This window comes from Janthinobacterium sp. GW823-FHT03B06 (assembly GCF_058796955.1).
The window spans coordinates 403838-417174 of record NZ_JBXAJE010000004.1; the positions used below are offsets into that span (position 1 = coordinate 403838).

Sequence of the window (13337 nt, forward strand, 5' to 3'; positions counted from 1 at the left end):
AAACAGGCATGAATATCCCCCCTGTCATTTTTAAAGATGCTGCCAGCGTGTACGCATCGTCCAAGCGCGTGCCTGCCCGATCTCCATGATGGGAGGCAGCCGATTGATGTCAGTGCTTCAACTGCCGCCAACAGAACGCGCCGCAAAGTATCGTGCCGGGGAGTCGCCGAAGGAACGGCGAAACATGGCGATGAAGTTGCTCGGTGAGGCATAGCCCAGCGTGTCGGCAACATGCGTGATCGAGTCTCCACGCGCCAGCATTTCCAAGGCGTGCGTGAGTTGTGCCTGCTGGCGCCATTGGGCAAAGCTCAGGCCTGTTTCAGCCTGCATCTGACGGCGCAGCGTTCGAGCCGACATCGCGCCCCAATCTGCCCAAGCTTCCAATGTTCGAATCGAACCGGGATCGTCCAGGATCGCCCGAGCGATGCGCTCCAGCCGAGCATTTGTCGGCATTGGCAAGTGCAGCGACTCATGCGGCGCGCGACGGATTTCGTCAAGGATGACGGTAACGACGTGCTCTTGGTCCAGTGCCAGCTGAGCGGACTTGTCCCATTCGGCGGCCCGGCGCACCAATGCGCGCAACACCTCGGTGATGCCGATCACGCAAGGCTGGCTCGGCAAGCACGCACTGGATTTCGGCGTGATGAACACGCTCCAGCCGGCAAGAGCACCGCTGACACGTACTTGATGCGGTACCCCTGGCGGCATCCAGCCGGCCCGGTTCGGCGGGAGCAACCACGACCCGTGAGCTGTCCGCACATGGATGAGCCCGGCTTCTACGCAGAACACCTGCCCTCGATGGTGGTGATGCAAACCGTACTCGCGTGTTCCGAGGCGGTACTCGCTGGCCTGATCGTCATTCCCCAACAAGGCGATCAGACGAGGGCCATCCGACCACTCGCTGAAGTTGTCTTCCGGTTGCTCATGCTCAGGATTCAGTTTGGCCATTTATCACCATTTTAAGTCCATTTACCGTTATATGACTTTTCATGCTGTTCAGCATACTTGGCTCCTACCAAACTTTTAGGCGGCAGTCGCCGCCGTCATCGTGCTGAAAGGTCAACAAATGTCTATATCTTCCGTACCGGCGATGCCGCCACCGCTGCTGCGCAGTGGCGTATCGACCTGGATTGCTACCTTCGTCGCCTGCGTGTGTGCCTTCATGGTCGTGGTGGACGGTGCCATCGTGAACGTCGCGCTACCGGCGATGCGCGATGACCTGGGTCTGTCACCTGTCCAATTGCAGTGGGTAGTCGACATCTACCTGCTGTTGCTGGGTGGCTTCATGTTGCTCGCTGCACGCGCCAGCGACATCTATGGGCGCCGGCGCCTTCTGTTGTGGGGTTTGACGCTGTTCACTGGAGCCAGCCTGGCAGGTGGCTTTGCGACTTCCGGGAGCATGCTGCTGGCATCGCGCGCAGTGCAGGGTTTGGGCTCGTCGGTACTGGCGACCTCACCGCTGGCAGTCATCGTCGCCGCCCATCCCAAGGGGGCGAGTCAGGAACGAGCGATCGGCCTGTGGGCGGCCTGCGCCGCGATGGGCTCCGCCTTTGGCGTGGTCATTGGCGGCTTGCTGACGAGCCTAGCCAGCTGGCGCTGGGTGATGTTCGTCAACATACCTGTCGGTATCGTCCTGGCTGCGGTTGTTGCCGGCTGTCTGCGACCACAGCTAACGGACGACGCCCGGGCGAAGCTCGATGTTCTGGGAGCGTCCACTGTCACGCTGGCGTTGGCCTCGTGTCTCTATGCGATCTCAGAATCGGTACATGCAGGCTGGACATCCAGTACCGTGCTCAGTGCCTTGGCTACCGCGCTGATCATGTTCGTCGCCTTCATCGCAGCTGAACGCCGTTCGGCCCAGCCCCTGATCAATTTCGAAATATTTCGCCTGCGAAACGTAACGGTCGGAATGGCTATGGTGTTGAGCCTCGGCGCGGTTCTCACGGTGTCGATGTTCTTTCTGTCGCAGGCGCTGCAGCGAATCGACGGGCGCAGTCCGCTCGACACCGGACTGGCTTTACTGCCAATGGCTTCGGCACTGGCTATCGCATCGATCGCATCACGCTATTTGCGGGACGCTGGCTTTAAACATTTGCCCTTCATTGGCAGCCTCGTGTCGGCAGCAGGCCTGATCTGGCTCAATTGGCTACCTGTTCACCCATTGCAGGTCAGCGAATTTCTGCTGCCTACATTGCTGGTCGGCGCTGGCAACGGCTTGGTGATGATGAGTGCCACGCAAGCAGTTCTTTCAGGCGTTCCACGGAAAGACTCGGGTCTTGCAGCAGGACTACAGAACACTGCACGCCAGCTGGGTGGCGCAGTGGGCATAGCAGTACTCGGTGCCGTCGCCCATTCAGTAATGGCGACGCAATTGGCCGGCGGGCAACTCCCCCAGGCGGCCGAACTTGCGGGTTACCGGTTCGCATTCTTGATAGCAGGCATCGTCAGCGTTGTCTCGGCAGTTGCGTCGCTCATGCTTCGAAGGACGCAGGGTCAGGTCTGCCATTTGGACACGAACTGATACGCTAGGCGCCGTAAAAGCATGCTCATTCACAAAATTGATTAGAACCACTAATGCGCTGGGCTTCAGCGCAGCGACAGCAGTTGGTCGATTCGAAGCGCACTGCCCTGCGCCTGAGGAACGAAGTGCTTCTCTCCGCGTATAGACGAAAAAAGAAAAAGCTACCCGAAGGTAGCTTTTTCTTTTTTGAGAGGGGGATTCAAATCATGGCTGGTAACACGCATGGGTGGCTGAGTTCGACGGATAGTAAATTGGAGAATCCCCCCAACGATGCCCTTCCCAAAGAGTTGTCTACCTATACCATGAATTAATGCAACAAAAAATATCCATTCGAGCTAAGGATTGAAAATCCTTGTGTCGGTGGTTCGATTCCGCCCAGGCCACCAAGAATATTAAATAAAATCAAAGAGTTACAAACGAAATCCTGTAGCTCTTTTTTCGCAATGAAAAAGGTAGCCAATAGGTAAGATAACTTTGGCAAATTCGCCCCAAAAGTGGAACGAGTGACACAGGCGTCTTTCTTCCATGGGAGGCCCGAGCTCATGTAGGCAGGGTCCGTAAAAATTTCCCCGATTTTTCCAAAAATTCCACCAATTTCGCAGTAAGCATTCCCGCAAACGATCTGTGATCCGCCATCGCCCAAGAATCAGTTACAATCCGCACCCGTTTCTCTTACGACACACTCTGCCAAGGATATAATCTCAGTCCTTTCAAGCTCGGAAAACACACTGCGATGCCTAACGCCTCTCCATTTCTATGCTTTCTCGGCAGCAACGACGATGACAACTCACTTTGTTTGCAATATTGGGCACGCGACTCGCTAGGCGAGTGGACCGTAGAACTGAACGATCTTGCTCAGGAACGAGGTCTAACAAAACAGAATGTCACCAAGCTTCTAAAAGCTTCATGTCGTGCTTATATGCTTGCGGGCAGGTGCGCCGAATGTAATAGCCCCGCCGAGGTCACATCACGTACCGACTACAACACCTCCAAGTCCATATTCGCGTCTGGGCGCTATTCAAAATATGCGAACACGTGTGATGAATGCAGGGCCAACGCTCGCATTGTGCAACAACGCGCTGCTGAAACAGCAGCCAAAAATCTGAGCGATAGGATCGCGCAGGCACTTCAAATATCAGAGGCCAATCAGTCTCCATACGACTATAGCTCGCTCAGCTACACAAACACTGTGCTCTTGTACGCAGCGCTCGTCGCAGCAAATGATGACTGGCAGGACCGCGACCTAGCGTCACTGAGATCACAATCCAGTGGATTCACTCCCACCGCCGACCTAGGCGCTGAAATCTATGTGCGCCTGTATAGGGAAGGTGTGCTGTCACTTAGTGCATCATCGGATTCATCAGCAATTGAATTACTGGACGACAACCGAGGCTTTAACTTTGATCCGGAAGGCGTTGACTGGGTTCTGGCAACGGACGCGTCAGGGCTGCCGGCGAGTATGCTGCTAGGCTTGTTAGAAGAAAAGATTGCCTACCCCGATCCTGCTGCGCTAAAAGAATTATGGTACCTAGTCGCGGTAGACGAATGCAAACGATATTTTTTTGAGCAATGTGATCGCTTTCGTCTACCAAGCGCCACTCTATACACGGAACGGGTTGCCGAATCGATTCGTTACTGTATCGAGCGAGCTTCGATCCCACAGGTTTGGAACGTAATCTGGTGCGTCATAGGAAACATTGTAAAATTAACACAGGATCGCAACTACACCCGACAACATGTTTACAACATGGTTTCCGGAAATATTCGACGCGATCTAGACAGGCGTATCGCCAACAATATTCCGATAAAACCGTGGACACGACCGACGCATGAACGGGAAGCGTTCTTGACCAGCATTATTTTCGACAAGGTCTTCGCTGGAGGCACCGCATCATTTAATTCTGTGAATGGCGCGAACGTTTCAACGTATTTCGATGCATTTCTTGGTGACCAATTTCCCCTGGAGGGCACGGAAATGGTCGAAGCAATTGACATTAATTCTGATCGATTCCTGCAACCAATGCCAATACAGAAAGACAATTCGGGAAATTGACTACATTCGGTAATTCTGGCTCGGCTAAGCCCGGGAAGTTATCGAGCAGGCCAGTGATGAACATCTGATGCACGCTGGTCTAACGCGCGCAGGGTCAGGTCCGCCATTTGGATACGGATTGGTACTGTGGTTGCAGTAGAAGCCCTTAGGTTCTTGTCGGCAGCATCGCGTGCCGAGGACGTGCGTTCTTTATTCTAACTGACCGGGCTTCTGCAGTGCTCAATGCATCAGCCCGTGTACAAATGGTGGATCTGACCCCGGCCCTTTACTCCGGGCTTTGCTGTGTTAAACCATATTTCTCGAAAAATTTTGACATTGAATCGTTACCGCCAAATTGGCGCTGCAGTAGGCGAAGACGTTGAAAGAGCTTATCGGAGTCATTGTATGGCACATCAGTCCAGCCACGAGGAAGCCCGAACGCCTCTTCTATGTCTTCGATAGACCAACCCAATAGACTGAGTCCTCTTTCTGTGAAAATAGCACTTGGGTCAATATATTGCCAAAAGTCTCTATAGCAGAGATGAATGACTTTAAGTATTTCAATTAAATATTGCTCAGATAACTGTAGAATTTCACCTTCTGGGGCTCCCTTTAAACCCTCTACATCAATGAAGTGCGCACCACTCCTTAACTTTCCAAATCTAGTGGCCCCGGAATGACGGACAGGAGCATCGCCTACTTTTTGCATATGATTGCGAAGATTTACGAAGTACTTTGCTAATCCATTAGATTTCAAACTGGATTGATGCGGAGCATACCAGACATCAAAATTAGGGTATTTACACATCACAGCTTGAAGCGAAAAAGTTATACTTCGAGCTGCCGAGGAAAAGGCACTTAAGTTAAACGAGAAATCATCAAAATGAAACTGAGTTTCACGCATCTTTTCCAAGAAGAAATCAGCCTCTGCAAACTTCTGAGCGACAATGTAGAAGCCACGAGATGGGAAAATGAATTTCTCTACCATTTTTAGTAGTTAAATCGTCATCTTGCTGCGCGTTGCGCTGCATCAAATTTAATGATATCGGAAAGCGTTACCGTAAGAGCCTCAATGTAAGGGTTACCTGCGCCGCCGTTATCGATTATAAAGCTAACCGAAGCTCGCAATGCGTTCGCATCTGTGGCATGACCTCTACTTTCGAGTTCCGCTACAAGATTTTTCTTAGCGAGTTGATTATCATTGGCACTTGATTTTGCTTTATCTACACCAACCAATTTTTCGAAAAGCACCTGCTCTGGACATACAGCATTAAGAAAAAATACTCGATCCCGAACCCATTTCAAATAAGATAATGCAGGCTCTGAATGACCATCTTTGACATGAATCGGGCGGACTTTATATCTGTTATGTGTGAGAGTTCCTAACTTCAGCTTTTCCTTATCTGTAAAATCTTCTAAATCTATTGCATCCACTGGTTTCTGGTCGCCGTCCAATATAACGAAAACATTTCTTTTTTCGGCAAGCCAACCAGGAATGTCGTAAGTTAAAATATTATCCGCGCCAGTAGCAGGGGTATGAAATATCAGTGCTGCTTGGTCGCCAACTGAGAGTCTCTTGGCCGCCATCTGAACTAATGCGGTCAAAAGAGCATCCTCTACGACTACCGTAATCTTATCCTTTGATTGGTGGCCTAACACGTTAAACGCCGCTTCGGTGTGATTTACTGCGACGATTTGCGTTTTACCATCCGGCGTTTCTTCGAGAATTTTAACTGCGGTTGGTGGAAGAATATTAACAAGAGTCGGCGAATGGGAGGAAATGACAACTTGAAAATGTCGAGTCCTGACCATTTCCATGAGAAAGCCCATAAGACGTTCTTGCGCGCCAGGATGGAGGGAAGTCTCAGGCTCGTCTAAGAGTACTAGAGAGAACTGCGGATAGCTTAAGATTTCAATTACAGCGCGAACTACTGCTAACTCTCCACTACCAGCAAAAGCCTCCGAATAGGTTAAGTTTGGTCTCTTGAAAACCACTGTAGGGGCTTCTAGATGGCTATATAGCCTATGTAGTACGTACCGCGCGCTTAGATATTCACGACCGAGAATATAGCTAACCCATTCCAATTCTTCACCAGTTAAGTCTCTGTTCTCAAAAACAGCTTGGTGGCCGCCAGGCTTGTAAGATTGATACCCTTTTTTAATTACGCGATTCAGCCTAATTGCATCTTTTGCAATTTCTCTTTGGCGCTCTTCTAAGGTCTGACTTCTATCTGCGAAATAAAAAATCCTATCGAACGCACTAAATTCACATTTGAAATTTAAATATTTGACTTCGCGCGCGGTGGGTGTCCAACGGTCTGCCGAACGAAAAGGACTATCTTTTTCGTTCAGGTCTGGCATTACAGCCATGCCATCGCTTGGCAAAGCACGTGCCGGCTCCCAATAACCTAAACGTTTCCTACCGCGTACTTTACGCGTTTCTACATAACGATTTAAATCTTTAATCCAGTGCTTATAATGGTAGCGAGGAATACCATTCCCTCCTCCCTCAACAATCGGGTCTACAGCGGTTGAAAACCAGAATCTACTTGTACTCTTTCTTAATGGCATGCCCCACAGTGCATGTAAGATTGAGCTCTTGCCTATGCCGTTTGGGCCAACAATAACAGTTACAGGAAAATCAAAAGATATCTTGGTACCCGGTGCTAAACCCTTAAAATTAGAGAACGTGGCTTCACCGATGAAGTTTTCAAGTGGACGACCTGGCTTAAAACGGGATAGGGAGGTAACTAATGCAGGAATATCGAGATTTTTTGGCATTGGATTACGATTTAGCAATTGCGGCAGCATGAGCAGCGATAAACTTCGGAGGAAGTGCGTTACCAATCATCAGGGCAATCGCCTCTTTTCCATGTTTTATTTCAAACTTGTAGTCGGGAGGAAAACTTTGCAATAGGGCGGCTTCACGTAAAGTCACATTCCTGTGAAAAACTGGATGTAAAAATCGTCCTTTTGATGGATTGAAGCAGCCACCTGTTATCGTTGGCGAAACCTCATCCCACGCCATTCGGCCATACACATCCGAGAAACCGTCAGATTTTTTGTGGCAGTCAAGTTGCTTTTCTAGAGGCAAGTCTTTCCTGCTTCCACCATCTAGTGGAATTAGTTTGATTAGTTCTTTCACCTTATCAGAGCGCTTTTCAGCCATATCGTGAAGCGCATCCCCACTTTGTCCCGCCGTGGGTAAGTGTTCGATAGCGTCGCGCACCGTTATACGTGTGGTGGTAGGCATCGCCAGCACTGGAGACCCATATAAAGAGCACGAGACAATTAGGCGTTTTCTCCGCTGGGGAACACCGAAATCAGCCACATTTAACACTTCCGCAACTACGCTGTAACCAGCAGATCTTAAGACAGATTTAAATTTTTTGAATCTGTAATAATCGAGAAGTCCCGGCACGTTTTCCATCATCACTTTTTTAGGACGGAATGCTAATACAAATCGCTGAAAGTCTTCTATCAACGCGTTCCGGTCATCTTTTGCAGATACGGATTTGTTACGTTTACGCATCCGAGAGAACCCTTGGCATGGAGGGCATCCAGCTAAGAGGTCCAATTCCTCTGGCTTTAAACCTAAATTGACCATTAGTTGCCCGGGGTCAACTTCGCGGATATCACTACCTACTATTGGGGTGTTTGGATGATTCAAAGAAAAGGTATATCTAGCCTTCGCGTCAATTTCAATAGCTGCTACGACATCGTAGCCAGCTTGGCGTAGCCCAGCCGTAAGCCCTCCGCATCCGCTAAAGAGGTCTATTGCGCGTAGCTGGCGAGGTGATTTTGGCATTCAAGAAGCTCTAGTTGGGTCGACACAAGTATACCGTACCAGAGTGAGTATCGAAACCTATTGTTATGAATATAACATCTAAAAGTTCGACGTTCTCATTTAGATAACGTGGTGCAGATGATTTCCCAACACTTTGAAGGATATCTGTGAGAGAACACTTTGCACGAGGTCATCGGCGTCGCCAAACGCCTGTCATTATCAACGCCCATCGCCATAAAGTGAACGGGTCGGCCGCCATCGGACCTTGCTCACTAACTTGTCAACTCATCCGGCGTAAAATCTGCTTGCCACAGGGGCCAGCCTTGTCACACTGCGCACGAGAGCGGTTCAACTGGTCCCCGCAACTGCGCCGAAATCAAGCTGCCTTTGCCCGCCAGCGCCTTGGCCGCTTGCAGCGCAGTGCGCTGCTGCATGGTGGCAATCGGCACCGCCCGGTACTTGCCGCCTTTGGTCCAACTATCCTGCAGCCTCAGGATGTTCCCGCCATCGGCCCACCACAGCTTGATCTTGATGTTTTCCTCGCGCCGCAATCCAAACGCCGCCTGCAACTGCAAGGACGGGCGCGTATGACCGTTGAGCACGAAGTGCGAATAAGCAGGTGGGAAGTTAGCTAACCAAAGGTTAGCTAACTTCACCTATCCTGCCCCGCTTCGCGCAGCGACTAAACCACAAAAATCGTCGGACACAACTTCGACCAAACCATTTTTTTACAGGTACGAAAGCAAATTTAGCAGGAATGTATGCCGAAACTAGCACGGTAGTTCCGCCCCGTGCAGCGACTGCCCCCTTAAATCACCGGGTAATACCTCGGTCGAACCATTTTTTTGCAGGTACGAGAGCAGATTTAGCAGGAATGTATGCCGAAAGTAGCACGGTTGATCAGCGGCAATAGGCAGCGTCCAAGTGGGAACATTTGACATGCATCTGGGCCGACCTTGATCAATGTCAGCAACAAATTTTCATAGTCTGCTGTACGAGTACTACACGGCAATAGCGCGCTTCTCCTCCGATGGCTGCGCCTTTCCGCGGGACAGAAAGAGCTCCCCCTGGAGACGGTCAAAACGATTACTGACAGGTATTGACGGCGTGAGATGCAAGCAGTCGCATGCACATGTGGCGGCGATACAGCAACAGGACCAATGAAATCAGGGCCGCGCCAATGCATCTATCGCATGAAGAATGCGCTGTCGATTGCCCAATTTTTAGCTGCTAAAGCTTCCACGAACCCGCTCCTGTGTCCAGCCTTGATCTCACGCATAGTGCGCGGCAGGCTTGATCCAAGTGGCATGGCAGGCCGATTCTTGTTGCACCAGCGATTACGGCATTCGATACTGGACCCATGTTTTCGGAATAATGATTGCGAGCGCGTCTCGACGAAGGACGAATCGGTGGCAGGGCAAGGCCTGCCACATATGCCATTCGCCTCGGTGTTGCCGCTGGCATTTTTGGTTCACGAAAGGGGACGCCATGAAAGCAGCGACAGCCGAATACCTGAAAGAGCGCCGCGTTGAACCTCGCATGGGTGAAGAGCGCTTCATCCGCTTGGGCGAAGTGCTGGCAACCTGCGGCAAGTCGCGCAGCAGCGTTTATGCGGGCATCAAGGAGGGCACCTTCCCTCCCCCTGTCAAGCTGCAGGGACGTTCCTCTGCCTGGCTCAGAAGCGAGGTGCTACGCTGGATGCAAGCTTGTATCGAGACCAGCAGGCCGACAGCTACGGCGTCCACAATAAACGATCATTCCCCAGGCATTGATCGTATCGGCAAGCGAGGTACCTGAGGGCAAGTAACCGAGATTATTCCGGTATAAACACAATAACCAGCCAACCCTGTCTCAGCCCCCCCCCCCAAAGCGGTCGGAGCCATGAAGAGCAATGCAAGATTTAGTTTCCTTGGCCGATGCCGCCGCTAAGGCCCATGACAGTTCCAGCACGGTAACAGGCTAGATTTTCCCAGGCTGTGCATTGATGAAAAGCACTAAATCCATCACTGTGTTCACCTTCCCATACAGCGGATTTTCCTCAACCCGGACCAATGTGTGCGCGCTTCGCTCTGCAATATCCCGCAACAAATCCTCTACATCCTCCGGGTCTATTCGTAAGTCTACCAATAGCGAGTCTGAAGCACGGACAGGAAACGCTGCCACATAGGAGCGCAGCAGGAGCTGAATTTCCTGATACGCAGCACGAATAACCCAGGTGTCGGTAAGCCGCGTATCAAAGCTGCGAGCAAAGTTGCAGATTGACTCGCCATGTCGAGAATTTGCCAGTAATTCAAGTCGATGCCGCTCTCGTCGATTCAAGACAATGGTGAAGCAGCAGAACACGCATACCAGGAGAGCCGCTATATATAGGACCGGCGCCGAGGAATAATAAACAAAACAGCCCGCTCCGACTGCCAAGCCAGTAAAGAATGACAGTTGCGGCCAGCCAAGGGTGGGGCTATTGCGGGTAGTTGGTGATAGTAGACGGGATGGCAAGCGTATCGTCTTCATTGCGCTCCGCAGAGTGAAGTTAACTATCAGGTAATAGCCATTCGCTGCCGTTGATCGCCACCGCCGCACGTGCAGGCAAGCTATTCTCATAGGACTTTAACTCATTTGATAACTAGCACAACAAAAATCTCGACAAGCAAAATCACTCCCAACTAGCCAAGCATCGAGAAAGCCGCAACACCTGCAACGATACAGCCGCTGCAAGCAGGCATTCACCTCCGCCGCTGCGCCACCCGGGCATCCCTCATGGCCTCGATCAAATCATCTTCATCAATGCCCAATCCAAGGCAGCCAAAGATGATGTCGGCGCAGTAGTCGTACAGCAAATCAATCACTTCGGCGCTGCGCTCCTTCTGGATTTTCTCCAGTATGATCTGCATGTCGCTTCTCACGCCTTCGTCGGCCACGACGCGGCTCAGCGCCGGGAATACAAGGCCGTGCAACCGCTCCAGCGCTTGCCTGCCAACCTGGCTTACGCAGCGCTCCACCTTTCTGTCGTCCATGGCAACTGGAAGCAGGCAATGCCGCCTGACGGGCTTCGGTGGACGCATGTGGGCCGCGTCGAACTCTGTACGCGGGTCCAGCCCATCATGCAGCATCTGGCGGGCGACTGCGCGGCGGCATCGAGCAAGCGCCGACGAGACTTCCGGGTAGTGGCCGAATGTCAGGGCATTTTCCTTGCCGTCCTTCTGGCGAAATTTCATGCGCCAGACCTTCGAGCCAGTCGGCATGACTTCAACATACAGGCCGTAGCCATCGAATAACCTGAATGGCTTGTCCCCAGGCTCTGCCTGTAACAGCTGCTGCTCTGTCAGAGGTTCAATTCGTCTTGGCATGGCTGCCTCCTTAACGACGCGGCGCTGGCCACACCAGTTCCAGCGATCCATGATGGCCTGGCTTCGGCGTATCGCCGCGCTCCACGGCTTCCAGGTAGTCGGCCCACTCCTGCATCATCTTGCGGCGCTCAGACAGGAACTGGGCGCGGTCGTAGGCGCTGGCCACCTTGTCCTTGGGTGCGTGCGCCAGCTGGCGATCCACCACTTCATGGCGGTAGCCCAGGCGCTCCTTGATGGTGCTCATGGCCAGCGCCCGGAAGCCGTGGCCGGTCATGCGGCCCTTGTAGCCCATGCGGGCCAGCGCCACCAGCAGCGTGTTGTTGCTCAACGGCTTGTCGTGGTCGCGCTGGTTCGGAAACAGGTACGTGCCGCGGCCCGTGATGGTGTGCAGCTGGCGCAGCAAGGCCAGCGCCTGGCGCGAAAGGCAGACGTGGTGATTGGTCGTGTCGGGGTTGACGGTCAGCTTGCCGCGCTTCATGCGCTGCCAGGGAATGATCCACTCGCCCTTCTCCAGATCGACTTCGCTCCATGGCGTCTCTATCAGTTCGCTGGTGCGTACGAAGATCAGCAGCATCAGGCGCAGCGCGATGCGCGTCGGCTCGAACATGCGCGCCTCGTTGCGCGCCAGCGTGTCCAGGAAAACGGGCAATTCATCGGCATCGATAGCGGCGAAGTGCGAAACGCGCTTGGTCTTCAGGACGTCCTTCATGTCCACCACCAGGTTGCGGTCGGCCAGGCCGCACTGGATGGCGTAGCTGAATATCTGCGAGCAGACGGCTTTCAGGCGATGCGCGATCTCGGTGGCGCCGCGCTCCTCGATCTTGCGCAGCGTGGCAATCAGTTCACGGTGCCTGATTTCCGTGATCGGCCGGTCGCCGATACGTGGAAAAATATCGGCCTCCAGGCGCTGCAGCATGTTCTTGGAAGTGCGCTCGCTCCAGGTTGGCACCTTGTTTGCGTACCACTCGCGGGCGATTTTCTCGAAGGTATTGGATGCTTTTTCGGCGGCGAGCCGCCTGGCGTCGTCTCGGTACTTGCCGGGGTCGATTCCCTGCAGCTGCAAGCGGCGCGCTTCCGTGCGCTTTTCACGCGCCACCATGATCGAAATTTCCGGATAAGGCCCGAAGGTCAGCGTATTTTCCTTGCCGTTCGATTGACGGAATTTCATTCGCCAGATCCGCGAACCGCTGGGCATCACTTCAACGTACAGGCCGCCGCCATCGAACAGCTTGTATGACTTTTGCCTGGGCTTGGCATTTTTGACCTGGAACTCGGTCAGGGGAGGGATAATCTTGGCCATGGCTGGTCTCCTCAGCATATGCGTCAGAAATCACTTTAGACCGGCGAATGAGGGCTTGGTTGCGAGACTTGGGGTAAGCTGATCTGTATCTAGCTCCGATTTTTGCTGGCTGCAGCTGGACAGTACTGGACGCCAGAATACAAAAAAACCGCTTTAGCACGGGCTAAAACGGTTTTTTGTGGACGTTCTTGGACTTCCTTGAACTGGCCAATTTGTATCTTTGGCGGAGAGAGGGGGATTCGAACCCCCGATAGGCTATGAACCTATACACGCTTTCCAGGCGTGCGACTTCAACCACTCATCCACCTCTCCTGCAGGCAATGCGTCTACTTGCTCGCATTGCGTACTAT

10 protein-coding genes, 1 tRNA gene and 1 pseudogene are annotated in these 13337 nt (G+C 52.5%); 3 read left to right on the plus strand and 9 right to left on the minus strand.

The genetic code is table 11. The features are described from left to right. Positions 1 to 117: 117 nt before the first annotated feature. Positions 118 to 948, minus strand: coding sequence for an AraC family transcriptional regulator (locus tag AC1RBA_RS16510; protein WP_492419158.1), 831 nt, complete (start codon positions 946 to 948; stop codon positions 118 to 120). A 118-nt stretch (positions 949 to 1066) separates the two neighbouring features. On the opposite strand from AC1RBA_RS16510, the gene AC1RBA_RS16515 reads away from it, so the two are divergent. Together AC1RBA_RS16515 and AC1RBA_RS16520 are read left to right on the plus strand one after the other, a co-directional pair. Continuing rightward, a complete protein-coding gene (locus AC1RBA_RS16515) occupies positions 1067 to 2521 on the plus strand; it encodes an MFS transporter (protein ID WP_492419159.1) in 1455 nt (484 codons plus the stop codon). Positions 2522 to 3254: 733 nt separating this feature from the next. Continuing rightward, positions 3255 to 4574, plus strand: coding sequence for a hypothetical protein (locus AC1RBA_RS16520; protein WP_492419161.1), 1320 nt, complete (start codon positions 3255 to 3257; stop codon positions 4572 to 4574). Positions 4575 to 4839: 265 nt separating this feature from the next. On the opposite strand, the gene AC1RBA_RS16525 is transcribed toward AC1RBA_RS16520, so the two are convergent. The 4 genes and pseudogenes from AC1RBA_RS16525 to AC1RBA_RS16540 all read right to left on the minus strand — a co-directional run. Further along, on the minus strand, positions 4840 to 5541 hold the full coding sequence (locus AC1RBA_RS16525; RefSeq protein WP_492419163.1) for a hypothetical protein: 702 nt from the start codon (positions 5539 to 5541) through the stop codon (positions 4840 to 4842). Positions 5542 to 5558: 17 nt separating this feature from the next. Next, positions 5559 to 7364 (minus strand): ATP-dependent nuclease, encoded by a 1806-nt coding sequence (locus AC1RBA_RS16530; RefSeq protein WP_492419164.1) that lies wholly within the window; start codon positions 7362 to 7364, stop codon positions 5559 to 5561. Beyond that, positions 7339 to 8361: a DNA cytosine methyltransferase gene (locus tag AC1RBA_RS16535; protein ID WP_492419166.1), complete on the minus strand. Its 1023-nt coding sequence runs from the start codon at positions 8359 to 8361 to the stop codon at positions 7339 to 7341. The genes AC1RBA_RS16530 and AC1RBA_RS16535 overlap by 26 nt, the downstream gene beginning before the upstream one ends. Positions 8362 to 8632: 271 nt before the next feature. After that, positions 8633 to 8930, minus strand: a pseudogene (locus AC1RBA_RS16540) (integrase domain-containing protein); the annotation flags it as partial. 898 nt (positions 8931 to 9828) lie between these two features. Here AC1RBA_RS16540 and AC1RBA_RS16545 point away from each other — a divergent pair. After that, the gene (locus AC1RBA_RS16545; RefSeq protein ID WP_492419167.1) at positions 9829 to 10137 is read left to right on the plus strand and encodes a helix-turn-helix transcriptional regulator; all 309 of its coding nucleotides are present in this window, start codon (positions 9829 to 9831) and stop codon (positions 10135 to 10137) included. 162 nt (positions 10138 to 10299) lie between these two features. Here the strand turns inward: AC1RBA_RS16545 and AC1RBA_RS16550 are convergent, their stop codons facing one another. From AC1RBA_RS16550 to AC1RBA_RS16565, 4 genes are all read right to left on the minus strand, one after another. After that, positions 10300 to 10851, minus strand: a complete 552-nt coding sequence (locus tag AC1RBA_RS16550) for a hypothetical protein (RefSeq protein ID WP_492419169.1) — start codon at positions 10849 to 10851, stop codon at positions 10300 to 10302. A gap of 212 nt (positions 10852 to 11063) precedes the next feature. Then, the gene (locus AC1RBA_RS16555) at positions 11064 to 11687 is read right to left on the minus strand and encodes an Arm DNA-binding domain-containing protein (protein ID WP_492419171.1); all 624 of its coding nucleotides are present in this window, start codon (positions 11685 to 11687) and stop codon (positions 11064 to 11066) included. Between the two features lie 10 nt (positions 11688 to 11697). Beyond that, positions 11698 to 12987, minus strand: a complete 1290-nt coding sequence (locus AC1RBA_RS16560; protein ID WP_219117035.1) for a tyrosine-type recombinase/integrase — start codon at positions 12985 to 12987, stop codon at positions 11698 to 11700. 221 nt (positions 12988 to 13208) lie between these two features. After that, positions 13209 to 13299, minus strand: a tRNA-Ser gene (locus tag AC1RBA_RS16565). Positions 13300 to 13337 lie beyond the last annotated feature (38 nt).